Source organism: Actinoplanes sp. G11-F43 (assembly GCF_050589265.1).
GTDB lineage: Bacteria > Actinomycetota > Actinomycetes > Mycobacteriales > Micromonosporaceae > Actinoplanes.
The window spans coordinates 100,065-124,352 of record NZ_JBNZCE010000029.1; the positions used below are offsets into that span (position 1 = coordinate 100,065).

The 24,288-nt window shown below is 72.9% G+C and carries 12 protein-coding genes; 9 read left to right on the plus strand and 3 right to left on the minus strand.

What is annotated here, in order from left to right:
* Positions 1 to 16 precede the first annotated feature (16 nt).
* Entirely contained in the window at positions 17 to 181 is a 165-nt protein-coding gene (locus ACQ0O7_RS32240; protein ID WP_430787674.1) for a hypothetical protein, read from the plus strand.
* Positions 182 to 226: 45 nt separating this feature from the next.
* On the opposite strand, the gene ACQ0O7_RS32245 is transcribed toward ACQ0O7_RS32240, so the two are convergent.
* Positions 227 to 1,426 (minus strand): glycosyltransferase family 4 protein, encoded by a 1,200-nt coding sequence (locus ACQ0O7_RS32245; protein WP_430787676.1) that lies wholly within the window; start codon positions 1,424 to 1,426, stop codon positions 227 to 229.
* Between the two features lie 104 nt (positions 1,427 to 1,530).
* Between ACQ0O7_RS32245 and ACQ0O7_RS32250 the strand changes: the two genes are divergently transcribed.
* The 4 genes from ACQ0O7_RS32250 (at position 1,531) to ACQ0O7_RS32265 (ending at position 13,788) form a co-directional block, all read left to right on the plus strand.
* The gene (locus ACQ0O7_RS32250) at positions 1,531 to 3,261 is read left to right on the plus strand and encodes a substrate-binding domain-containing protein (protein WP_430787678.1); all 1,731 of its coding nucleotides are present in this window, start codon (positions 1,531 to 1,533) and stop codon (positions 3,259 to 3,261) included.
* Positions 3,258 to 8,228, plus strand: coding sequence for an alpha-(1->3)-arabinofuranosyltransferase domain-containing protein (locus ACQ0O7_RS32255; RefSeq protein ID WP_430787680.1), 4,971 nt, complete (start codon positions 3,258 to 3,260; stop codon positions 8,226 to 8,228). The genes ACQ0O7_RS32250 and ACQ0O7_RS32255 overlap by 4 nt, the downstream gene beginning before the upstream one ends.
* A 68-nt stretch (positions 8,229 to 8,296) precedes the next feature.
* Positions 8,297 to 9,343, plus strand: a complete 1,047-nt coding sequence (locus ACQ0O7_RS32260; RefSeq protein WP_430787682.1) for a DUF3068 domain-containing protein — start codon at positions 8,297 to 8,299, stop codon at positions 9,341 to 9,343.
* A gap of 167 nt (positions 9,344 to 9,510) precedes the next feature.
* The gene (locus tag ACQ0O7_RS32265; RefSeq protein WP_430787868.1) at positions 9,511 to 13,788 is read left to right on the plus strand and encodes a molybdopterin-dependent oxidoreductase; all 4,278 of its coding nucleotides are present in this window, start codon (positions 9,511 to 9,513) and stop codon (positions 13,786 to 13,788) included.
* A gap of 5 nt (positions 13,789 to 13,793) precedes the next feature.
* Here the strand turns inward: ACQ0O7_RS32265 and ACQ0O7_RS32270 are convergent, their stop codons facing one another.
* On the minus strand, positions 13,794 to 17,537 hold the full coding sequence (locus ACQ0O7_RS32270) for an SCO7613 C-terminal domain-containing membrane protein (RefSeq protein ID WP_430787684.1): 3,744 nt from the start codon (positions 17,535 to 17,537) through the stop codon (positions 13,794 to 13,796).
* A 213-nt stretch (positions 17,538 to 17,750) separates the two neighbouring features.
* Between ACQ0O7_RS32270 and ACQ0O7_RS32275 the strand changes: the two genes are divergently transcribed.
* The 4 genes from ACQ0O7_RS32275 (at position 17,751) to ACQ0O7_RS32290 (ending at position 22,080) form a co-directional block, all read left to right on the plus strand.
* Positions 17,751 to 17,954 carry a hypothetical protein gene (locus ACQ0O7_RS32275; protein WP_430787686.1) on the plus strand — a complete coding sequence of 68 codons (204 nt, stop codon included), beginning with the start codon at positions 17,751 to 17,753 and terminating at the stop codon, positions 17,952 to 17,954.
* A 296-nt stretch (positions 17,955 to 18,250) separates the two neighbouring features.
* Positions 18,251 to 19,852 (plus strand): amidohydrolase, encoded by a 1,602-nt coding sequence (locus tag ACQ0O7_RS32280; protein WP_430787688.1) that lies wholly within the window; start codon positions 18,251 to 18,253, stop codon positions 19,850 to 19,852.
* A gap of 303 nt (positions 19,853 to 20,155) precedes the next feature.
* Positions 20,156 to 21,076: a discoidin domain-containing protein gene (locus ACQ0O7_RS32285; RefSeq protein ID WP_430787690.1), complete on the plus strand. Its 921-nt coding sequence runs from the start codon at positions 20,156 to 20,158 to the stop codon at positions 21,074 to 21,076.
* A gap of 239 nt (positions 21,077 to 21,315) precedes the next feature.
* Positions 21,316 to 22,080: a hypothetical protein gene (locus ACQ0O7_RS32290; protein ID WP_430787692.1), complete on the plus strand. Its 765-nt coding sequence runs from the start codon at positions 21,316 to 21,318 to the stop codon at positions 22,078 to 22,080.
* Positions 22,081 to 22,133: 53 nt separating this feature from the next.
* Here the strand turns inward: ACQ0O7_RS32290 and ACQ0O7_RS32295 are convergent, their stop codons facing one another.
* Positions 22,134 to 24,176, minus strand: a complete 2,043-nt coding sequence (locus ACQ0O7_RS32295) for an alkaline phosphatase family protein (protein WP_430787694.1) — start codon at positions 24,174 to 24,176, stop codon at positions 22,134 to 22,136.
* Between the last annotated feature and the right edge of the window lie 112 nt (positions 24,177 to 24,288).

Here is a 24,288-nt window from a genome sequence, read left to right on the forward strand (position 1 = left end):
ATTGGGAGGGAAGATCATGGCCAAACTGGCCACGTTCGTCATTGCGACGTTTGCCGCGGGCATCCTCGGCGTCGTCGGTGTGTTCGCGGCTGCTGGCGCCGTGAACCCGTCCGCTGACCACGTCGCCAGCGTGAGCGACACCGATCCGCAGCAGGGCGATGCGGTCTACGGCAAGCGCTGAGCGGCACCGGCAGGCGGTTCCGTCCTCGGACGGGGCCGCCTGACGTCATTCCCGGACCGGTTGCCGCGGGATCGGCTGCGGGAGCGGGGCCGGCCGTGCCCCGGCCAGCTGCCCGGTCACCACGTCGTGGAACGCCGCCCCGGCCTTCTCCCAGGTGAACCGGCGCGCGTGCACCGCCGCCGCCCCGCCCATCCCGGTGCGCCGCCCGGTGTCCAGCAGCAGCGAACGGACCCGCCGGAAGAAGTCGTACTCGTTCTCCACCAGGATGCCGGTCTCGCCGTCCACCATCGCGTCGGCCACCCCGCCGGCCGACCGGAACGCCACCGACGGTGTGCCCCGAGCCCCGGCCTCCACGATGGTCAGACCCCAGCCCTCCTTGAGCGACGGCACCAGCAGCAGCCAGGAGCGGCACAGCAGCTCGTGTTTGCGCTCCTCGGTGACGAAGCCGGTGAACCGCACCCGGTCACCCAGCTCCAGGTCGTCGGTGAGCTGCCGCAGCGGCTCGTCCCACCAGCCCTGCCCGGCCACCACCAGCTCGATCGTGGGCATCTCCACGGCCAGCAGCGCGGTGGCCCGCAGCGCGAACTCGACCCGCTTGTGCGGCACCAGCCGGCCCAGCACCATCAGGCTCGGGTGGGCGGTGCGCGGCACCGGTTCCCCGGTCACCTCCGGTGTGCCGTTGTGCACCACCGCGATCCGCTGCCGGTCCACGCCGAGGCCGATCAGCTCCTCGCGGGTCGACTCGGAGACCGTGACGTACTGGCAGCGGCGGTAGACCCGGACCGCCAGGACCGACTCGATCCACCAGCCGATCCGGGCCACCCGCGGGCCGAACACCACCGGCCACTGCTCCCGGTGCACGTGGTGGATCAGGACGATCACCGGCCGGCGGGCCCAGAGGCGGCTGAGGAAGGGGATGCCGTTGCCGACGTCTATGATCAGGTCCGGTCGGCCGAGACGGCGGCGGGACAACGGTCCGATGCCGAGCAGTCCGATCAGGTAGACGAGGGCGGCCATCAGGTAGACGGTGTGCCGGCCACCGCGGCGGACGATGCGCACCCCGGCCGGGGTGCTCTCCTCCGCCGGTGCGGTGCCGTGTGCCTGGCAGAGCAGCGTCACCCGGTTGCCGCGGCGCACCAGCTCCGTGGCCACCCGATCCAGGTAGAGCTCCGAGCCCCCACCCTCGGGGTGTTCGGTGTCCCGCCAGTTCAGGAACAGGACGTGACCGCCGCAGGCATCCGTCATGGTCTACTCTGCCATCCCTACTAGCGAGTACGATTCGCGGTCGCGTCACAGTAGGTCAGCTCTGGGAACAATCGCAACGGTCGCGTTACAACGGGAGGAACCGCGTGAGCGATGGGAGTCTCCGAGCGCGTCCGGAGTTCTGGCCGGTCACGCTGCTGAGCGTCACTCTGATCGCGACTCTCGCGGGCTGGTCCGGATTCACTTATCTCGATCGAACGCGGAACGATCCGAACTGCGCCGAGCGGACCTCGCTGCGCGTCGCGGCGGCCCCGAGCATCGCCCCGCCGGTCCGGGCGATCGCCGCCCGGCTGACCGGCCGGGACCCGTGCCTGGATCTGGTCGTCGAGGAACGCGAGTCGGCCGAGGTGCTGCGGGCGGTGGCCCGGACCGCCACCGACATCGTCGCCTCGCCGTCGTCCTCCGGTTCGGCCGGTGCGTCCGGATCGGCCGCCGCCTCCGGTACGGCGTCCGCGTCCGCGGCACCGGCGATCACCGAGGCGCCGGACGTGTGGCTGCCCGAGTCGACACTGTGGCTGCGCCGGGCCCGCGCCACCGGCGCCTTCCACGTGCCGGCCGAGGGCGTCTCGGTCGCCACCAGCCCGATCGTGCTCGCCCTCGACGAGCGGACCGCGAAACGCCTGGGCGGCCGGGCCACCTGGGCCCGGCTGGTCGGCGCCGCCAAACCGCCGGTCCCGATCGCCCTGCCCGACCCGGCGACCAGCCCGCTCGGCTTCGGCGCCCTGGTCGGCATCCGCACCGTCGCCGGGAGCGACGCCGGAGCCGCGCGCATCATGCGGCGGCTCTCGCCCACCACGGTCTCCACCGCGGGTGAGGCCGCCCCCGACCCGGCCGGCCCCGGCGCGGACGAGACCGCGGTGGTCAGCACCGAGCAGCGGGTGCTGCTCGCGGCCGGCGGCGGGACGAAGCAGATCGCGGTCTACCCCGGCAAGGCGGTGCCCAGCCCCGACTACCCGTACGCGGTGCTGGCCTCCGGCGACGACCAGCGGGAGTACGCCACCGCACTGCTGCGGGCGATGCTCGCCACCGACGGGGCCGACGTCTTCACCGGGCACGGGCTGCGTACCCCGGTGGGTGCCGCCCCGGCCGACGTCCCGCCCGGGACCCGGGTGCGGACCGGGACCTACGCCCCGGCCGCCCTGCCCGCCGTCACCGATGCCGAAGCCCTGCTCAACGCCTGGGGCGGAGTGCACATCAGCGCCCGCATCCTGGCCGTCTTCGACGTCTCCGGGTCGATGGAGGCGGTGGTGCCGGGCTCCGCCGAGTCGCGGATGCAGGCCACCGTCAAGGCCGCCCAGGACGGGGTGAAGCTGATGCTGCCCACCACCGAGCTGGGCGTCTGGGAGTTCTCCACCGATCTGGACGGACGCCGCGACTACCGCGAGGTGGTCCCGGTCGGGCCGATCGGGCCGCGCCGCGACGACATCATCCGGCGCATCGACCGGATGCGGGCCGAACCGAACGGGCGGACCGGTCTCTACGACACCGCGCTGGCCGCCTACCGCGACGGCACCCGCAACTGGACCCCCGGCCGGATCAACATGGTGCTGATCCTGACCGACGGCACCGACGACAACGCGAGCGGCATCGGCCGCGCCGCCCTGCTCCGTGAGCTGGGAGGACTCGTGGACCGCAAACGCCCGCTGCCGATCCTGTTCATCGGCGTCGGCCCGGAGATCGACGCCGCCGAACTCAACCAGATCGCCAAGGCCACCGGCGGGCGGGTCGCGCTCACCGAGAAGCCGTCCGGCATCCGCCAGATCTTCTACACCGCCCTCGCCGAATTCAGCTGCCTGCCCCCGGAGTGCCGCCGATGACCGCAGCCCTCCGGGAGCGGACCACCACCACCGCGACCACCGTGACCACGCCACCCAGCCCCAGCCGCCACCTGCCGGCGATCCTCGGCGCCCTCGTGCTCGTCGTGATCGCCTTCGTGCAGCGGCCCGGCCGGACCACCTTCGACACCAAACTCGACCTGGCCGAGGACCCGATCGGGTTCATGTCCCGGGCCCTGCACCTGTGGAACCCGTGGGCCACCTCCGGCGAACTGCAGCAGCAGGCGTACGGCTACCTGTTCCCGATGGGCCCGTTCTTCGCCGCCGGTGACCTGGCCGGCATCCCACCGTGGATCACCCAGCGCGTCTGGTGCGCGGTGCTGCTCTGCGCCGCCTACTTCGGCACCCTGCTGCTGGCCCGGGCGCTGCGGATCGGCACCGACGGCGGCCGGATCGTGGGCGCGCTGGCGTACGCGCTGGCCCCGCGGATGCTCACCGAGATCGGCCCGCTCTCCTCGGAGATGCTGCCGGTGGTCTTCCTGCCGTGGGCGATGCTGCCGCTGGTGCGGTACCGGCAGATCGGCTCGGCCCGCCGGGCCGCCGCGCTGTCCGCCCTGGCCGTGCTCTTCATGGGCGGCATCAACGCGGCCGCCGTGGTGATGGCCCTGGTGCTGCCCGGACTGTGGCTGATCACCCGCCGCTGGGACCGGCACCTGGCGAAACTGATCGCCTGGTGGGTGCTCTGCGTGGTCGGCGTGACCCTGTGGTGGATCATCCCGCTGCTGCTGTTCGGCGAGTACAGCCTGCCGTTCCTGGACTTCATCGAGTCGTCCGGCACCACCACCGCGGTGACCTCGCTGTTCCAGGCCACCCGCGGCACCAACCAGTGGGTCGGCTACGTGGTGCAGGGCGATCCGTGGTGGCCGGCCGGCTACACGCTCGTCGACAACCCGGTCCTGATGGCCGCCACCGCGCTGGTCGCCGCGATCGGCCTGATCGGGCTGGCGGCGCGCGGCATGCCGGAGCGCCGGTTCCTGATCATCGGCGCGCTGACCGGCCTGACCCTGCTGACCATGGGTTATGTCGGGACGCTGGGCAGCCCGCTGGCGCCGGTGGTCCGCGACCTGCTGGACGGGGTGCTCGCCCCGCTGCGCAACGTGCACAAGTTCGAGCCGGTGCTGCGGCTGCCGGTCGCGCTGGGCCTGGCCTACGCGGCCAGCCGGACCATCCCGTGGCGGCGCTGGGGACTGCGGGTGCCGGCCGCGCCACTGGTCGCGTTCCTGCTGGTGGTGGCGGCCCTCCCGGCCGGGATGACGCTGCTGCGCCCGGGTCCGGGCTGGACCGGCCTGCCGTCGTACTGGCGGGACGCCGCGTCCTGGCTCACCGACCGGGACGCGCAGGCCCGCACCCTGGTCGTCCCGGGCTCCGGCTTCGCCCAGAACACCTGGGGCCGGACCGTGGACGAGCCGATGCAGCCGCTGGCCGGCGCGCCGTGGTCGACCCGCAACCAGATCCCGCTCGGCTCCGAGGGCAACACCCGGGTGATGGACACCGTCGAGGCGGTGCTGGCGCACGGGCGCGGCTCCCCGGCGCTGGCCGAGTTCCTGGCCCGCAACGGCTACAAGTATCTGCTGCTGCGCAACGACCTGGACCGGTTCGCCGCGGACGCCCCACCGATCGCCACCGTGCGCCGGGCCGTCCAGGGCTCCCCCGGCCTGACCCCCGCCGCCGAGTTCGGGCCGCTGGTCGGCGCCGGCGGTGTCGGCCGCAGCCCGGTCGACAACGACGCCTCGGTCCCGTCGATCGAGATCTTCCAGGTCGGCGCGGACGTCCCCACCGTCTCGGCGACGCCGCTCGCCGGGGTTCCGGTGCTCAGCGGCGGCCCCGAGTCGCTGCTCGGCGTGCTGGAACAGGACCTGCTGGACGGCCGGCAGCCGACCGTGCTGGCCGGCGACGCGACCGGGAAGCTGGGCCTGACCGACGGCGAGTCGACGGCCCGCGGCATCGTCACCGACGGGCTGCGCCGCCGGGAACTCAACATCGGCCGGGTCCGGGACAACGTCAGCCCGACCCTGACCACCGCCGAGAAGAGCCGGCAGGGCCGGGTCCGCGACGACCTGATCCCGTTCGATCCGGACGGCCACCAGACCGTCGCCGAATACCAGGGCATCCGCTCGGTCACCGCGTCCAGCAGCGTCGCCTTCGCCGACACGGTCGGCGCGAGTGACCCGTCCGGCCTGCCGTTCGCCGCCCTGGACGGCGACCGGGGCACCGCCTGGCGGTCCGATCCGCTGCAGACCGGCGAGGGCCAGTGGATCGACGTCGAGCTGGGCACCGCCAAGCGGGTCACCGAGATCACCGTCGACTTCGCCGCGGACGTGCGGTTCGCCGCCTCGGTGGCGCTCGTCCGGATCACCACCGACCAGGGCATCGTGGACCGGCCGGTGCCGTCCACCGCCGGACCGCACAAGCTCTCCACCCTGCCCGGCCTGACCACCGCGGTCCGGGTCACCGTGCTCGCCCTGCGCCAGGGTTTCGAGGGCGCCGTCGCGCTGCGGGAACTCGGCATCCCCGGCCTGACCGCGGAACGCGCCCTGCGCGCCCCCAGCGACCAGACCACCGGCACCGCCCCGGTCTACTCGTTCGCCCGCGCGGTCCAGGAGCGTGGCTCGTGCTACCCGGCGGCCACCGCGGACCGGGCCGAGATCCGCTGCGACCAGTTCCTGGCCCGCCGCGGTGAGGAGCCGCTCGGCATCGACAGGTACTTCACGACCCCGGTCGACGCCGACTACGAGCTGCGGCTGACCGCGCGGGCCCGGCCGAACGGGACGGTTCCGCTGGCCCGGCGGGTCACCGCCACAGCCTCCACGGTGCTCACCGGGGACGTGACGGTCGGCGCGCACGCCGCGATCGACGGCGACCCGGCCACCGCCTGGCTGGCCGAACCGACCGACGACGACCCGGCCCTGACCCTGCGCTGGAAGGGCGAACGGCGGATCGACCGGGTACGCCTGGTGGTGCCGGCCGTCCCGGCCGCAGCCCTGCCCAGCCAGGTGGTGATCCGCGCCGGTGGTGAGGAGACCCCGGCGCAGGTGGGCGCGGACGGCCTGGTCCGGTTCCCGGCGGTGGTCACCGACCGGCTGGAGATCGCCGTCGACGTGTTCAGCGCGCGGAAGGTGGTGGCCGACGACCGCGGGCGCGGCTGGTCGGCGCCGGCCGGCATCGCCGAGGTCGAGATCCCCGCCCTGGGCCGGATGCTCGCCCCGGCCACCGACCGGACCCGGCTGGCCGTCCCGTGCGGCAGCGGCCCGAAGGTGCAGATCGGCGGCGTCACCTACCCGACCTCGGTCACCGGAACCCTCGGCGACATCCGGGCGGACCGGCCGCTGCCGGTGACCGTGTGCGACGACTTCGCCGGCGACTCGGTCCCGCTCAAGGCCGGTGACCAGCACCTGCGCACCCTCCCGTCGGCAGCGTTCGTGATCGACTCGGCCGCGCTCGTTCCCGAGGGGGTCACGACTCCGGCGGTCACCGGCCGGGACGTGACGGTGGGGGAGTGGCGGGCCACCGAGCGCACCGTCACGGTCGGCGCCGGAGCCGCGTCGCTGCTGGTGGTGACCGAGAACCACAACGCCGGCTGGGCCGCCGAACTGGACGGCGCGACGCTGCGCCCGGTCCGGGTGGACGGCTGGCAGCAGGCGTTCGTGCTGCCGGCCGGCGAGGGCGGCACGGTCACGCTGCGCTTCACCCCGGACGAGCCGTACCGGGCCGGTCTCGCGGCCGGCGCCGGATTCGTGCTGCTGATCGCGATCCTGGCCCTGGTCCCGGCCCGCCGCCGGGTCGTCCCGGCCGCCGCGCCACTGGCCCGGGTGTTCACCGCGATCCCCGGCGGCAGCGCGTGGATGGTCGTCCCGCTGCTGGTGCTCGCGGTCCTGCTCGGTGGCGCGGCCGGTGCCGCGCTGCTGCTGACCATGCTGATCATCCGGCAGGTGCGGCCCGGATACCTGCCCGGCATCGCGCTGACCGGCGCGCTCACCGCGATCGTGCTCGCGGTCAGCGGGCGGCTGCTCGGCGACGGGCAGGAGTGGGCGTACGGCGCCGCCGTGCAGTTGTCGATGTTGACCCTGGTGTGCGCGGTCGCGGCCGCGGCGGCACCCTCGTCCGGCCGCCCGGAGAAGGAGATCTCGGTGTCCGAGCAGCCGGTCAGCCACTACCGGGCCACGCTCGGCCGGTCGGTGACGCTGTTCCGGACGTTCCTGGTCGAGCAGAGCGACCCGGACCGGTTCTACTCGCTGCTGGCCACCGACTCGGTCGCCCAGCTCGGGGCCTATGTGGACCTGACCGGCGCCCGGGTGCTGGACGTCGGCGGCGGGCCCGGCTACTTCGCCGGCGAGTTCGAGAAGGCCGGAGCCACGTACATCGGCCTGGATCCCGGGGTCGGCGACTTCGCCGAGGACGGCGCCAAGGTCAACGGCATGATCAGCGGCAGTGGTACGGCCCTGCCGATCCGCACCGGCGCCCTGGACGTCACCTACTCGTCCAACGTGCTCGAACACGTCGACGACCCGGAGGCGATGCTCGACGAGATGGTCCGGGTGACCCGGCCCGGCGGGACCGTCTTCGTGTCGTACACCCCGTGGTGGTCCCCGCACGGCGGCCACGAGACCGGGCCGTTCCGGCACTGGTTCGGCGGCGCCCGGGCCCGGGCCCGTTATCTGCGCAAGCACGGCCGGGAGCCGAAGAACCGTTTCATGGAGACGCTCTTCCCGGTCAGCGCCGCCCGGGTGATGCGCTGGACCCGGGCCGCCCGGCGTGCCGGCGCGATTACCGTCATCGATATCATCCCTCGCTATCACCCCTGGTGGGCGCAGTGGGTGGCGTCGGTTCCGGTGCTGCGGGAGGTTCTCACGTGGAATTTCACCGTCGTGCTGCGACGTGAGGGCGAGTCCGTTTCAACCTTCGTTCAGGAAGATGTGTCCAGGGTCTCGCTTCCGGATGTGACTCAGTAGTAACCTCCTGCAAGCTCGGCTTATACAACACCCCTGCCACTTTCTCGTTTCCCCCTCGTGGAGGACATATGAAGTCCCGCGTCATCGGCACCGCGCTGTTCGGCCTCGGCGTCCTGGCGTTGGTATTCGCCGGCGGTCTGGCCTTCGTCGTGGCACCGACGGCCAAGCAGCTGCCGTACGACATGGCCATGACCCAGTCGGTCGCCGAGGCGCCCAACGCGCGGTTCATGCAGGTCAAGGAAGGGGCGGTCACCGTCGAGAGCGGCGACCTGCGCTCCACGATCACCGTCCAGGTGGACCCGGACAAGACCGCCAAGCTGGACGGTGACCTGGACGGCAGCGCGCTGGTGTGGGTGGGCGGACAGCAGGTCCAGCGCACCGACAACGCCGAGCTGGTCCAGGCGTACAGCACCTCGCTCGCGGTGGACCGCAAGTCCGGCGCCGCCCAGACCTGGGCCGACCAGTGGCTGGACACCGGCGGCCAGCGCGAGGGCGTCAACTACGAGGGCCAGGTCTACAAGTTCCCGTTCGGCACCACTCAGGACGGCGAGTACAAGATCTTCGACCGGGACATCCTGGAAGCCCGCCCGGTGCAGTTCGTGAAGACCGAGGACATCCAGGGCCTGGAGACCCTCCAGTTCACCCAGAGCCTGACCGACGAGACGCAGAAGCTGCCGGCCGACCGGATCGGCCTGCTGCTCGGCCAGCTCATCCCCGGCGCCACCACCGGCCGGGTCAACTACAGCAACACCCGGACGGTGTGGGTCGAGCCCACCACCGGCCAGTACATCCGGGTCCAGGAGCAGCAGAAGAAGCAGCTCGTGTCGGACGACGGGCGCTCGATCGACATCCTGGACGCCACCTTCGTCTACACCGAGGACACCGTGACCAAGGCGGTAGAGTCGGCCCGCTCGAACCGGCTGCTGCTCAACGCGGCCGGCCTGTGGGGCCCGATCGGCCTCGGTGTGCTCGGTGTGCTCCTCGCGGTGATCGGCGGCATCATGGTGACCCGCAGCGGCTCCGGCCCGGCGCCCGCCACCGCCCCGGCGCAGTGGACCGGCGGCGGCCGGCACGCCGCCAAGGACGACGACGAGACCGCCGAGGTCAAATCCTGATCCGGCACTGACATCGCGGCGGTCCTCACAACGGGGGCCGCCGCGACGTGATCCCGGGGTAATCGGCGGCGCACCCCGAAGTGACCAGGCGGAAACCGCGGCTTCCTAGGCTCGGCCGCGTGACCAGAGTGCGAACCGTGTGCGGATACTGCGGCGTCGGCTGCGGCATGGTCCTGGAACGCCGCGACGGCGGACCGCTCAAGGTCAGCGGCGACCGGGACCATCCGGCCAACGCGGGGCGCCTCTGCACCAAGGGCGCCACCAGCGCGGACCTGCTCGCCGCCACCGGCCGCCTGGACACCGCGCTGATCCGGGCCGGCCGGGGCGGGCCGGCCACTGCGACCGGGGTGGACGCCGCGATCACCGAGACCGCCCGGCGACTGCGCGCCATCATCGACGAGCACGGACCGGACGCCTTCGCGATGTACGTCTCCGGGCAGATGACCCTGGAAGCCCAGTATCTGGCGAACAAGCTGGTCAAAGGATTCATCGGGACCAACAACATCGAATCCAACTCGCGGCTGTGCATGGCCAGCGCGGGCACCGGCTACAAGCTCTCGCTCGGCGCGGACGGGCCACCCGGGTCGTACGACGATCTGGACCACGCCGACACCTTCCTGGTGATCGGATCGAACATGGCCGACTGCCATCCGATCCTCTTCCTGCGGATGATGGACCGGGTCAAGGCCGGCGCCAAGCTGATCGTGGTCGACCCGCGGCGCACCGCGACCGCCGACAAGGCCGACCTCTTCCTGCAGATCCGGCCCGGCACCGACCTGGCCCTGCTCAACGGGCTGCTGGGCCTGCTGGAACCGGACCTGGACTTCATCGCCGCCCACACCGAGGGCTGGGAGGCGATGCCGGAGTTCCTGGCCGACTACCCGCCGGATCGGGTCGCCTCGCTCACCGGCCTGTCCGAGAGTGACATCCGCACGGCGGCCGCGTGGATCGGCGCGTCGAAGAACTGGGTCAGCCTCTGGACCATGGGCCTCAACCAGAGCACCCACGGCACCTGGAACACCAATGCCCTGATCAACCTGCATCTGGCCACCGGCGCGATCTGCCGTACCGGCGGCGGGCCGTTCTCGCTCACCGGCCAGCCCAACGCGATGGGCGGGCGGGAGATGGGCTACATGGGCCCCGGGCTGCCCGGACAGCGATCGGTGCTGGTCCCCGCCGACCGGGCGTTCACCGAGCGGGCTTGGGGACTGCCCGGCGGGACGCTGCGCACCGAGGTCGGCAAGGGCACGATCGACATGTTCGAGCAGATGGCCGACGGCCGGATCAAGGCGTGCTGGATCGTCTGCACCAACCCGGTCGCGTCGGTCGGCAACCGGCGCACCGTGATCGCCGGCCTGGAGGCCGCCGAACTGGTGATCACCCAGGACGCCTTCGCCGAGACCGAGACCGGCGCGTACGCCGACATCGCCCTGCCCGCCGCGATGTGGTCCGAGACGGACGGCATCATGATCAACTCGGAGCGCACGCTCACCCTCGTCCACCCGGTCGTGCCCGCGCCGGGCGACGCCCTCCCGGACTGGCGGATCATCGCCCGGATCGCCACCGAGCTGGGGTACGGCCCGGCGTTCGCCTACGAGTCGGCCGCCGAGATCCTCGACGAGATCAAAACCTTCACCAACCCCGCGACTGGGTACGATCTCAGCGGCGTCACGTATGAACGGCTCAACGGCGGCCCGGTCCAGTGGCCCGCCGCCGTCGACGGCCCGTCCCGCAACCCGATCCGCTACCGCACCCCCGACGGCGGCCTGCGCTTCGCCACCCCGTCCGGCCGGGCCGTGTTCTTCGCCCGCCCGCACGTGGATCCGGCCGAGATGCCCGACGACGACTATCCGTTCGTGCTCAACACCGGCCGTCTCCAGCACCAGTGGCACACCATGACCAAGACCGGCCGGATCGCCAGACTCAACCGTCTCAACCCGTCCCCGTTCCTGGAGCTCAACCCGGCGACGGCGGCGACCCTGGGCATCCGCGACGGCGACCAGGTGGAGATCACCTCCCGCCGGGGCCGGGCCGTCCTGCCGGCCACCCTGACCGACCGGGTGACACCCGGAGCGTGCTTCGCCCCCATCCACTGGAACGACCTCTTCGGCGAATACGTCAGCGTCAACGCGGTGACCAGCGACGCCGTGGACCCCCTCTCCTTCCAGCCGGAACTCAAGGTGTGCGCGGTCACCCTCACCCGTGTCGGCCCACCCGCCGCACCCGCCTCCGCGATCCCACCCACCGCCGTCGCGCCGCCCACCCCCGTTCCGCCCGCCGCCACCCCCGTTCCGCTGGCTGCCGCTGCCACCTCGCCCACTGCCGCCGCCCTTCCTTCCGCCCTTCTGGGGGGAGACGCCCGTTCCGTCACGGCGGGCGGCCGGTTGCATGCGTGGCTCGGGCTCGACCCCACTCCTCCCACCCTCGACGAGGGGCAGCGCCGGTATCTGGCCGGTCTGCTCGCCGGGGCCGGGCAACGCACCGGGCCGATGGTGCTGCCGGCGGCCGCGCCCTTCGACCCGGCGACGGCGATGTGGGTGAACGGGCTGCTCGCGGGGCTGCTGTCGACTGTGGTCACCGAGCGGGACACTGCATCGGAAGCTCCATGTCAAGGACATCCGCCGGAGGCGTCGGGGTGGGGCCGTGCTCCGGGCGTACCCCATCAGGGTCGGGAGACGGCCGGGACCGCCGGTCCGCGGGTGGGGCGCATGCAGGTGTTGTGGGCGTCGCAGACCGGAACCGCGGAGGAGTTCGCGCAGACCGTGGCAGGGCGGCTGGCCGAGACCGGGCGGCCGGTCAGTGTGCTCGGGATGGACGGGCCGGCCGCGGACCTTCTCGATCCCGGGGCCGATCTGCTCGTGGTGACCAGCACGTTCGGTGACGGGGACGCGCCCGACAACGGGACCGGTTTCTGGGATTCGCTGTCCGGGGACGCGGCGCCACGGTTGGACGGCCGCCGATTCGCGGTGCTGGCGTTCGGTGACTCCAGCTATGCGGACTTCTGCGGTCATGGCCGGCGCCTCGACGAACGCCTGGCCGAACTCGGCGCGGTCCGCCTGACCCCCCGCGCCGATTGCGAACCGGACTTCGAGGAGACCGCCGACAGCTGGCTCGCTTCGGTGCTGGCGGTTCTCACCGAGAACGAACCGGTTCCCGGCGCGGAGGAACTGGTTCCCGGCGCGAAGGAACCGGTTCCCGGCGCGAACGAAGTGGTCCCGGCGCGGCCGGCCGGTGATACCGCCGTGCCGTCCAGGGCCGCCGGGGCCGCCGCCGCGCCGCGGGAGGCTGTGGGCGCAGCCGTGGCGCCCGAGGCCGCGAGGGCTGCCGCCGCGCCTTCCAAAGCGGCGCCGCTTGCCGCTGTGCTCGTCGGGAATCGGCTGCTCAGCCGGGACGGGTCGGGGAAGGAGGTGCGGCGGTTCACGTTCGACACCGGAGGGCGGCTCGACTACCAGGTGGGCGACGCGCTGGGGGTCTGGCCGGTCAACTGTCCCGACCTGGTCGCCGAATGGCTCACCGTCACCGGCCTCGACGCGGACACCGTGATCGACCTCGGGCGGATCGGGTCCGTTCCGTTCGGTGAGGCACTCAGCAGGCACCTCGACATCACCCGGATCAGCGCCGACCTGCTCCGGTTCGTCGCCGAGCGGAACGGATCCGGGCAGCTCAAAACCCTGCTCCGGGCCGGTGACGGCGAACTGGCCAAGTGGACCTGGGGCCGGCAGGCCGTCGACGTCCTCACCGAACACCCGGTCGACGCGACCGCCGCGGACTGGGCCGGGGTGCTGAAACGCCTGCGGCCACGGCAGTATTCGATCAGCTCGACCCCGCTCACCGATCCCGGCCTGGTGAGTCTGACCGTGTCGGTGGTGCGGTTCGGCAATCCGGCCGGGCGTCCCCGCAAGGGTGTCTGCTCGGCGCATCTGGCCGATGCGCGGGAGGGGACCGAGATTCCGGTGTACGTGCAACGGGCCCCGCATTTCCGCCCGCCCGCCGACCCCAACACGCCGATGATCATGGTGGGGCCGGGCACCGGGGTCGCGCCCTTCCTCGGCTTCCTCCAGGAGCGGCAGGTCACCGGCGCGCCCGGCGGAAACTGGCTGTTCTTCGGTGAGCAGCGGGCCGCCACCGACTTCTACTACGCGACCGAGCTGGAGGCTCTGCGCGCCGACGGCATCCTGAGCCGGCTCGACCTGGCGTTCTCCCGCGACCAGCGGTCCAAGATCTACGTGCAGGACCGGATGCGGGAGAGGGGTGCCCAGCTGTGGGCCTGGCTGCGGGCGGGCGCCCACTTCTACGTCTGTGGTGACGCCGGCCGGATGGCCCGCGACGTGGACCGGGCGTTGCACGAGATCGTGGCCGGTCACGGCCGCCTCGACGAGGAGGCGGCCGCGGCGTACGTCAAGCAGTTGATCGCCGACAAACGGTATGTCCGTGACGTCTACTGAATCGGTCACGTCATCCGGGTGATCGCGTCCTTCAGCCGGGCCAGGTCGCGGCGGCGCTGTTCGATCGTGGTCGCGATGCCCACCAGCAGCAGACCGCCGACCGCGAGCGGCACCCAGCGTGGCACCAGATCCCAGAACTGGATCAGCTCGTGCAGCGCGACAAGCACCAGCACGCCGCCGCCGGTCACCACCGGGGCCTGCAGCCGGGCCCGGGCGCCGATCAACAGCACCGCCAGGGCGCTCACGCCGAGTAGCAGCCGGCGCGGATACTGCGGGTCGTCGGGAGCGCTGTCGGCGATCACGAACAGCGATGGCAGGAACGCCGCCGCGAGTGCCGGGCCGTAGGCCGCCCAGGACGGCAGCTCCGGCCGTCCACGCCGGGCCACCCAGCCTGCCACCAGCGCCAGGAGCGCCGCCGGGACCGTGTAGATCTCGGTCGTCCCGACATCCCTCGACCACAGCAGGAACCACCAGCCGAGCAGGGCGACCGCGCCGGAGGTCATGCCGTACCGGAAACGGATCGTGCCCGTCTCGCCCGGCCGCAGCGCACGCACGGTGAGCACCAGCGCCCACAGTTTGCACACCAGGGCGGCCCAGCCGAGCGTCTCGGTGGTCAGCAGCGCCAGCACCGCAGACGCGTGTGCCACCCCGAACGGCCCCCACGCCTCCGCCGGCCGGCGCGACGTCAGCACCCACTCCAGGGCCACGATCAGGGCCGCGGCCAGCAGGATCGCCAGCGCAGCACCACCCGAGGCGAGATCAAGAGCATCCGCGATCGTGTACGCCAGCACGACGGTCCCGATCGATCCCGTGGTCCAGCCGGCCATCCGGACGGCGCTCAGTGAACCGGCCACGCCGACCGCCACCGACGCCGCGACGACCAGGGTGAACGCGACGATCGTGGCCACATGCCCGGCCAGCGAACCGGCCACCCCGGCCGCCGCCAGCACCCCGAACAGCACGGCCAGCAGATCGGTCGCGACCCGCCGCACCGGGATCAGCGCCACCGCGGTCAGCCCGGCCAGGCCACCGGCCAGGGCGGCCATCGGCACCGCCGGCCAGGGGGCGCCGGCCGCCGCCGGCACCAGCGGAACCAGCAGGACGGCGAAGGCCACCCCCACCTTGATCGCGGCCCGGGCCGACCGCACCAGCCAGGCCGCACCGCCCGCCGCGACCCCGGCCAGCGCCAGCGCGCCCACACTCGACCAGGCCACCGGGGACTGGGCGGGCGCGATACCGGACCAGATGCCGGAGACGGCGGTCCACGGTTCGAAGACCACCACGGCCAGATCCCCGGCGGTCAGCGCCAGCAGCGTCAGCCCCGGAATCACCGCCCCGGCCCCGGCCAGCGCCCGCGCCCCCGCGATCGGCAGCAGCGAAACGGCCAGGAGCAGCGCCGCCGCGGAGTACAGGACCACCGGATCGGAACCGGGTGCCGACCACAGCGGGGTGCCCGCGATGGCTAGCAGGGCCACCACGAGCGCGGCGAGCCCGTACCGGGAGAGACCCGGTCCCACCGGCACACCACCGCGTGCCGGGGCGGACCACCTGACGACCAGGTGCGCCGCCCCGCACAGGGCGGCGGTCACCAGCAGTGACGCTCGTACCTGGGTGGTCACCGTCTGGTCGGCGGCCAGCAGGGCCAGCCAGACCGCCGGGCCGGTCGCCGCGAGGCCCGCCAGCAGTGCGGCGGTGCCGATGTCGCCCTCGCGCGGGCCGGAGCGCACCAGCCGGGCGGTACCGGCGCCGAGCAGGGCGAACGCTGCGAACAGTGCCGCCACCACCCCGGGATGGCCGAAAGCGATCAGGAGTGCGTAGAAGCACAGCGCGACGCTCAACAGCGCCCGCAGGATCGCCGTCTCCACCGAGGCGGACCGGGCGGCGCGGGCCAGGGCAGCGGTACCGGCCAGGAGCCCGGTGACCGCGGCCGACCACCACAGCAGATGGAACGCCGTCGGGACCAGCAACGCCGCACCGGCACCGGCGATCAGGAACAGATCGGAGTGGATCCGGCGAGGCAGCAGAACCAGGAACGCCGCGATGGTGATCGCCAGACCCACCAGGGCGTCCGGGCCGGGCCCGCCGGCGATCGCCGAGCTCAACGGGGTGTCCAGCAGCGGGCGCGAGGCCTCCAGGCTGCGGGTACCGGCCACCGTCAGACCGAGAAGCAGCGAGATCGCGGGCCCGGCGGCCACGATCAGCGCGCCGATCCAGGGCCCGTTCCCGCAGACCGCCCGAACCCGGTCCACCAGACCCGCTTCGCCGCGACGCCCGCGCACCCCGGCCCCCGGCCCGTTCCCGGACATCGGAGTCGCCGACCCGGCCGCGGATGGCGTGGTTCCCGGGGTTTCCGGCATGTCGGGTGTGGAGGTCGCGGGGCCGGTCTCCGGCCTCGTCGCTTCCGGGGCGTCGTCGCGGGTTTCCGCAGTCGAGCCGGTTCCGCGGGGTGGCGCATCCGGGCCGGCTCCGGCGTGCGACGCGCCAGGGCCGGTTGTCGGGTGCGGCGCTGGTTCGGTCCGGGAGGATGCGGGTTGCGGGTCGCCTGGCGTGGTGAGTCCCGATTCCGGGCCGGCGAGTGACGGGCGGGGGCGGAGCAGCATGGCCACTGCGGCGAGAACCAGGGCGACCAGCGCGAACCTGGTCACCGGCCAGGCGGCGGCCGCCGAGCCGATCGGGAGTTCCAGGATCCAGCGGGCGCCCACGATGCCGGTGGTGACCAGAATGAGTCCGGAAGTGATCCGCTGGGCCACCGTGAGCCGGGACAGGATCGCCCAGACCAGCAGGGCGATCGGGGTGAGCAGCAGGACGGCGCCGGCGCCGGCGACCCTCAGGGCACCGTTCACGCTGAGTACGTCGGTGAGAGCGATCAGTCCGGCGAGGGCCGCCGATCCGGCGCCGCAGGCGAGAGCGATCCCCCGCAGCGCGTCGTTGACGGTGACCGGCTGAGCGGGCGCGACCGTGAATCCCGGCGCGGACCGCGGCCCCGGACCCGGGTGTGGCCCCGCACCGACCGGCCGGGCCCAGGGAGGAGAGCCCCCGGCGGAAGGCTGCCCGGCGGAGGCGTGGCCGGCAGCGGGTGAGTGTGCGGAGGCGTCGCCGGTGGCGGCCTGGCCGGTGGAGGTGGAGCCGGTGGGGGTGGCGCCGCGGAGGCGGTAGGGGCGCAGTTGCAGGAAGGCGATGTTCAGGACCAGCGTGCCCAGGAACGACAGGGACCAGCCGGTCATCCCGGCGTCGTTGGCCGCCGCGACCAGCGGGACCACCGGCTGGGCCAGGAGCAGGGCGGCGATCCGTGGGCCGCGCAGGCCGGTCAGTCTCGCGTAACCGGCGGAGACGGCTGAGGTGACGGCCAGTACCGCCGCGATGTAGGCGGGTGGGTCGACGTCGCGTACCCACAGGAAGTCGACGGCCCACGCCGCGAAACCGTCCAGCAGGATCATCAGCAGGCCGACGGCGGCGAAGGTCTCGGCGGCCGCCGTCAGGCCGCGCCGTGCGGCGAACGGGGGCACCGCCAGGATCGCGCCGGTCGCGGCGGCCAGCAGCAGGGCGCGGCCGGTCACCCCCACCTGGGCCCAGGCGACGGCGGTGAACACCGACGCGGCCACCACCAGCAGCAGGCCGCCCAAGGTGAACAGAACGTTCTGCACGGTGATGGTGCTGAGGCGCGGCTCAGCGGACGGCCCGGGCGTCGGCGAGTAGAACGACGACGGCCCGCCGGCGGGGACCGGCGCACCCGGAACCCGGCCAGGCACACCCGGAACCGAACCAGACGGACCGGGGACCGGCCCGGGAACGCGGGGCGCGGGCGCCGGAACACCAGCGACCGGAGCGGAGGCGCCGGAGACCGGAACGGGAGCCCCAGGGACCGAACCCGGACCACCGGGAACCGCAGCGGGAGCCCCAGGCGTCGAGGCGGGCGCACCGGAAGAGGGTGCGAAGGCCGCCGGAGCGGCAGCCCCCGACAAGTGCGCGGCCCGCCGTGCGGCCACCCGCCCGGCCAGATCGCCACGACGGATCCGGGCCTGCTGGATCCGGACGCCGAGATCGCTGATCAGGGCGTGGGCGTCGGTCAGCCGGCGGTCGAGGTCGACGATCTCGCCGTCGAGGCGGATCACTTCGGCGGCTTCGGGGTCGGGGCCGGCTCCGCACGCCGGGCATCCGGCCGGTAAAGCGGCGGGGGCTCCGCAATAGGGGCATGGGTACGAGGTCGTCACGTGGCCGTTCCCGGGGGTAGCAGGAGGTCAGAACGACAAGGATCTCGCATCGGCGCAACTACGCCGCGTGGATTCCGGCAGGTGAGAGTGCTTCTGGTGGGTGGGTGTCACTCGACGGGGCGCCGACGCCCGTTCGGGGGCTGGGGCGCGGGCCGGCCGGGGGCGACCCTGTGGGTGAACCGGATCGCCGCTACGCCGGTACTGAACAGTGACCGACGGCGATACGAAGCCCGGCCGGAGGGAGCCCCGACGTGAGCACCGCCGATCTGATTGTGATGGCCGACCGGATCCACACGCTGGCCGGTGACGGCGCCCCGACCGCGATCGCGATGTCCGGTGGTGTGATCACCGCGCTGGGGGACCGGACCGATGTCCGGGACTGGCGTGGACCCCGTACCGAGGTGGTCGATCTGGGTTCGGCCACTGTCACTCCGGGCCTGGTGGACGGGCATTTCCACCCGGTGATGGGTATCGGGCTGACCCGGGGCGTGGACCTGTCGCCGATCCGTACCGTCGATGAGTTGATCGTGGCGTTGCGCGCGGTTCCGCCGGGCGGCTGGCTGGAGGGGTGGGGCCTGGATCCGAACGTGTTCGAGGGCGCGCCGATCACGTTCGACCCGCTGGTGGCGGCGGTGGGCCCGGACGTCCCGGTGTTCCTGCTGTTGTTCGACGCGCATTCGGCGCTGGTCAGCCCGCGGGCGCTGGAGCTGGCCGGGGTGTCCGGGCCGCGGTCCTTCGCCGGCGGCGCGAGTGTGGTGTGTGACGCGGACCGCCGCCCGACCGGTCATCTGCTGGAGTTGGAGGCTCTCGATCTGGTCCGCACGCTGCTGCCGGACGACGTGCCGGCGGATCGCCGGGCCCGGTTGACCGATCTGCTGCACCGGATGGCCGAGTGTGGTCTGACGGCGGCGAACGCGATGGATTTCGAAGGCGACTCGCTGGAGCTGTTCCGGGCTCTGGAGGAGGACGGCGAGCTGCCGGTCCGGTGGCGGTGCGCGCCGTTCGTGATGCCGGGCGCGGGCCGGGACGGTCTGGACGAGGTGGTGGCCCGGCAGCGGCTGGCGGGTCGCCGCTGGCAGGTCCAGGGCGCCAAATTCATGATCGACGGTACGGTCGACGGCGGCACCGCCTGGCTGGACGAACCGGATTCACACGGCGAGTCGACGGCCTGCCTCTGGCCGGATCCCGCCGACTACACGGCCGCCGTCCGGCACCTGAACCGGCACGGTGTCCCGATCGTCACGCACGCCATCGGGGATGCCGGGGTCCGCTACGTGCTCGACACGTACGCCGGTCTGGCCCGCACCTCGCCGGTGCCGAACCGGGTCGAGCACCTGGAGACGATGCCGTCCGAGTTGATCGAGCGGTTCGTCGGGCTGGACGTGACCGCGAGCATGCAGCCCACGCACTGCACCGGATACACCCGCGCGGACCACTCCGACAACTGGTCGACCCGGTTGGGCAAGCGCCGGGCCGATCGCGCGTTCCGGGCCCGTGACCTGCGGGAGCGGGGTGCCCGTCTGGCGCTGGGTTCGGATTGGCCGATCGCGCCGTTCGATCCGCGCGCGATCATCGCGGCGGCCCGGCTGCGGCGTCCGGCCGGGCGGTCGGGGGTCGAGCCGGTGTTGCCGGAGCAGGCGTTGACCGCCCGGATGGCCTTGGAGGGTTACACGTCGGAGGCGGCGGCCGCGGCGGGGCTGGTGGGTGCGGCGGGCCGGCTGTCCCCCGGGTGCCGGGCCGACCTGACCGTCTTCGGCCTGGATCCGCTGACCGCCGATCCGGACGAGTTCGCCGAGTCTCCGGTGCTGCTCACCGTGGTGGCCGGCGGGGTGACGTACCGTAATCGGAATTGATTGTGGCTTGGATCACTCGTCAGGACGGTGCCGGGGGCGTGCCATTCCCGAGGGGCACCTCCGTGGTCTTCCTGACCCCGGGCTTGCGCTGATCGGCGCCGGTTCCGCAACTTCCTCGACCGTCGACCACCGACACGCTCGATGTGACTGCAATCACTTTCATGGGCACCTTTGCCTGACCGGAGGCCTACCGGGAGTGCCCGCGCGGCCCTGTCGCAATCATGCGGTGTCCTGGGTAGGCCAAGATATCGCGCGGCGATCACCGGGTCGCGTGGATCTCATCGAGCGGGGGAGGAATCCGGGGTGGGCGGGAGCGACGGGGTGGGCCGCGGCGACGACGGGCAGCCGGGGGAGGAGCAGCGCAAACCGTCCCGGGCGGACAGCCTGCGACTGACCCGGATGCCGCAGATCCCCCACCAGCAACGGATCACCCGGACCGGCGCCTTCCCGGCGATCACACCGCCCGCGGCTGAACCGCCGGCCGCTGATTCCCCGGCTCCCGAGGTGAGACGTTCCGGTCGGCGTCGCTGGGGTCTGCTCGCGGCGGGCGGCGCGGTGCTGGTGGCGATACCGGCCGGCCTGATCGCGGCCGATCCGCTGTTCCGCCCCGGGCAGGCCGTCGGTGCCACCGCCTCGGCAGGGGCGACGGCGTCCGGCCCGGTCACCGGGAGCATCGGGCAGTCCTGGTCACCGAGCGTGTCGGCCAGTGGTCCGGCGCCGTCGGTGATCAGCGCGCCCAGTCCCGGCCCGTCCGCCTCCGCGTCACCGGCCGGCACCGCGTCGCCGACCGCGGTGCGGACCACCATCGCGCCGCCACCGGCCGGTAAGGCGAACCCGTCCGGCGCCAACCTGGCGCTGGCCGCTGTGGCGACCGCCTCGGACTTCGAGGACGAGCGGTGGGCGCCGCGGAACGCCGTCGACGGCGACGCGGACAGCCGCTGGTCCAGTGGCTTCACCGACAGGCAGTGGCTCAAGCTCGACCTGCGGGAGAGTTGGCGGCTGTCGGAGATCGTGCTGCGCTGGGAGCGGGCCCACGCCGTCGCCTACCGGGTGGAGACCTCGGTCGACGGCGAGGACTGGAAGCGCGTCTACTCCACCAGGACGGGCACCGGCGGCACCGTGCGGATCGGGCTGTCCGGCGACGCCGCCCGTTACGTCCGGATGACCGGAATCAAGCGCAGCAACATCTACGGATACTCACTCTACGAGGTCGAAGTCCGCTGACATCACCCTCCGTGAGGCATGCCCGGGAGTGCCCATCGGCGGCCGTCATCGGGTAGCTCAATGGTGGTACTCCGAGAAAAAATTCCGGAACCCGAAAAAACCCAATCTGACCTGCGCTTTCGTACGCCCGGAAAGCCCTCTCCGTCAACTCTTCACTGATGACCGTTGAACCCCGTGGACTCCTATGTCCGTATCGCACCCCGACCGAGGTCAACGAGGTCCAACGACGAGGAGTGATTATGAGGGCGCGCTCGTACCGACGGAACCCGGATAATCGGCGCAAGACGATCGGCGCCGTGGTGGTAGCCGGAGTTCTGGTGGTCAGCGGCATCACCGGTGTGCAGTTGGCGTCGGCCGGCACCGAGCAGAAGGCCGGTGGCCAGAAGGCCGAGGCGGCCGGGCTGATCAACGTGGACGGCAAGCAGTTCGACATCGCGAACTGTGCCGAGCTGCAGATCAACGGCGGCGTGGTGATCTGCGACGGTGAGGAACTGGCCCCGGTCGAGGAGCAGGAGCAGGCCCCCGAGGAGGTGGCCGCCGAGGCCGCGCTCGCGCTGGAGGCGGCGTGTGACACCTTCGCCGCCGATGTCGCGGCCGCCGCCGGGGAGGCCGGCGGCGGGGACGCCGAGCAGGCCGGCGGCGCTGCCGCCGAGCGCGCCGAGAACCGGGCCCAGGCTCGCAAATACGCCAAGCTGCTGAAGGCGGCGGCGAAGGAGAAGGGCGCCGCGGAGAAGAGCAAGGGCGCCGAGAAGGGCGCCGCTGAGGAGGGCGCCGCTGAGGAGGGTGCCGCCGAGGACGCGGGCGCCGTCGCCGAGGTGGACACCGCGCGACAGGCCCTGCTCCAGACCTGCCTGACCCTGGCCGACGCGAAGGCCGCCGCCGGTGACGCGGGCGCCGGCGAGGATGCCGAGCAGGGTGCTGAGGAAGGCGCCGAGGAGGCCGAGGAGGGCGCCGCCGAGGAGGCGGGCGCCGAGAAGGCCGCCGGCACCAAGGCCGGTCGCTGACCGCACGGACCTGACGGCGGTCCCGGGCCAATGGGCGGTACCCGGGGCCGCCGTCACTCGATCCGGGCCTCCCGGATCCAGCGTTTGAGCTGCTGATGGACCCGGTCCGCGCCGTAGAGCACCCCGTCGTCGAGGAGGTCGCCGTCCAGCGGCCAGTCGTGCGGGTGGATCAGGATCGCCTCGTTCTGCCCGCCGCCGAGCCCACCGTGACAGCCGACCAGCTCCTCGAACGCGTGCACCTCGCCGGTGCTCGGATCGAGTGTGGAGTGCACCCACAGATCCGGCGCGTTGTCGAAACCGGCCACCCGCAGCAGATCCCCGGCGGCCCGCGGCCCGAACGGCGCCAGCGGATCCTCGCCCTGCACCGTCCCGTCGGCCAGGACGTGCACCCCGCGCGGGCCGATCGCGAGCGGGCCGCGGGCACTGACCGCGACCAGGAAGCCGATGCCCGGCTCGGCGAGCAGACGGGGGATCAGCGCCGGGAATCGTTCGCGCAGATCCTCCAGGGTGACCGGGCCGGGCAGCCGCGGGAACCAGACCAGCCCCAGGTTGCCGGAGCCGACCACGACCAGATCCCCACCGGAGCCGGCCACGTCGGCGCCGGCCGGGCCGACGAGCATGCCGGCCCGGGTGTCGCCGGCCCGCCGCCGGGCCGTACGGGCCAGGAAACCCACCGGTCCCTGAGTGCCGAGCAGGTCGGCGAGCAGCGCGTTGACCGGGCCCCAACCCTCCACGTCACCGGTGGCGGCGACGGTCGCGGCCGGCGGTCCGTCCAGGCCGGAGCGGACCAGTTCCTCCAGCGTACGGCCGGAGAGCTGGCGGAACGTCGGACCCTGACTCTGCCCGTGATCGGACAGCACCACGAACCGGTAGCCGCGCGGGGCCGCCGCCGCGATCTGTTCGAGCGTGCCGAGCACCCGGTCCACACCGGCCAGCGCGTCCAGCGACTCGGGCCGGGCCACCCCGGCGTGGTGGGCGATCTCGTCGTAGTCGACGAAGTCCACGAAGATCACCGGCGCGCCGCGCATCATGTGCTCGGCGACCAGCGCCACGTTCAGATCCCGCAGCAGCACGTTGGTGAGCCCGCGCAGCAGCGGGTACCAGCCGTGCCGGTGGATCCGCGGCTCGATGCCCCGGATCCGCTGCTGCCGCCCCTGGAAGATCTCCTTGACGATCTCACCGGCGGTCAGCACCAGCGACCGGACCAGGATGAACGGCCGGGCGAAGAACCGCAGATAGTCCCCGCCGGGGCCGAGCCCGCCGCGCCGCCCGGCCCGGCTCATCACCATCAGCGCGGTGGCCGCGTCGCCGCTGAACATGTTGGAGACGCTCACCCCGCCACCGGCCAGCAGCCCGTGCCCGTCCGAGGCCCGCTTCTCGATCAGTTCGGCGTCGGCCGGCCGGTTGGCCACCACCAGACGGCCGAGCGCCCGGTCGTACCAGCGGAACGCCGGGATGCCGTCGTTGGTCCCGTGCAGCAGCGCGGCCTGACTGGCCGGGGTGGTCGACGGCACCCGGGCCCACCAGCCGGTGGCGTCGTGGCTGCCGGACCGCACCCAGCGGTACAGGGTGGGCAGCACCCCACTGGTGATGCCGTGCCGCAGCAGCGGATGGGAGAGCCCGTCGATCTGCACCACCACCAGCCCGGTGGCGGCGGCCGGTGCGGCAGTTCCCTGCCGGCGGGCGCGGCGGCGGGCCCGCCGGAGCAGATCGGCGACCAGGTACGAGCTGTCGTTCACCCCGAGCACCCACTGCACCACCACCGAGACCACGCCGACCACGGTGAACACCCCGAGGACGGTGTCCCAGCCGTCCACCCGGACCTGCGGGATCCAGATCAGGGTGAGTCCGACCAGCAGGATCTGGGTGAGCACCCCGAGGACCAGGGCGGCGACCGCGCCGTACCACCGGGCCAGCAGGCGCAGTACCGGCCGGGTCAGCCGGTCGCCGGCCGTGACCACCGCCGCCACCGCCAGGCCCACCCACCAGACGCCCAGGTCCAGCCCGATCAGCAGCCAGGACGCCACGGTCAGCGCCAGGGCGGTGGGCACCAGGCCGAGCACCGCGTCGCGGATGTCCTGGCCGGTGACGCTCACCATAGGGACGTTAGGCCCTACGGCCGGGCCTCCGGCGGAGGTTGACTGTCCTCAGCGGCACCGAAGGGGTGTCGCTGAGAATGGGAAGAACCGCAGGACCGCACCCTTCGAT

Excerpts from the sequence above, each read along its gene's own strand:
- ACQ0O7_RS32240 (WP_430787674.1), top strand. The coding sequence starts at position 17 with ATGGCCAAACTGGCCACGTTCGTCATTGCGACGTTTGCCGCGGGCATC.
- ACQ0O7_RS32245 (WP_430787676.1), bottom strand. The coding sequence starts at position 1,426 with ATGACGGATGCCTGCGGCGGTCACGTCCTGTTCCTGAACTGGCGGGAC.
- ACQ0O7_RS32255 (WP_430787680.1), top strand. The coding sequence starts at position 3,258 with ATGACCGCAGCCCTCCGGGAGCGGACCACCACCACCGCGACCACCGTG.
- ACQ0O7_RS32260 (WP_430787682.1), top strand. The coding sequence starts at position 8,297 with ATGAAGTCCCGCGTCATCGGCACCGCGCTGTTCGGCCTCGGCGTCCTG.
- ACQ0O7_RS32265 (WP_430787868.1), top strand. The coding sequence starts at position 9,511 with ATGGTCCTGGAACGCCGCGACGGCGGACCGCTCAAGGTCAGCGGCGAC.
- ACQ0O7_RS32290 (WP_430787692.1), top strand. The coding sequence starts at position 21,316 with ATGAGGGCGCGCTCGTACCGACGGAACCCGGATAATCGGCGCAAGACG.